The sequence below is a fragment of the Pseudoalteromonas sp. T1lg76 genome, from assembly GCF_002964725.1.
In the GTDB taxonomy this organism is placed as follows: Bacteria; Pseudomonadota; Gammaproteobacteria; order Enterobacterales; family Alteromonadaceae; genus Pseudoalteromonas.
Genome location: NZ_PQCE01000077.1, coordinates 1 through 225, shown reverse-complemented (window position 1 = coordinate 225; position 225 = coordinate 1). Strand labels below are relative to the sequence as shown.

Genomic DNA, 225 nt, shown 5'->3' with positions numbered 1-225 from the left:
CCATCACTGATGGTGATGCTGTCGACGGTGGCACCGGCTTCGACAACGCCAGAAAGGGTCACATTGGTCGCTTCCTCTGCGCTTAATAGCTCATCGCCGCCATCGTCGAACGCAATACTGTTTGCGCCATCACCGGTGCTCGGTGCGCCCGTATCCAAGGTGGTGGTATCGGTGACCGTGCCTGTGTTCCCGGCAGCGTCGGTCACTGTCATGGTGACGGTCAGT

Annotated in this window: 1 pseudogene; it reads right to left on the bottom strand. The window is 59.6% G+C overall.

The features are described from left to right. Positions 1–225: pseudogene (locus C2M35_RS15260) on the bottom strand (hypothetical protein); the annotation flags it as partial.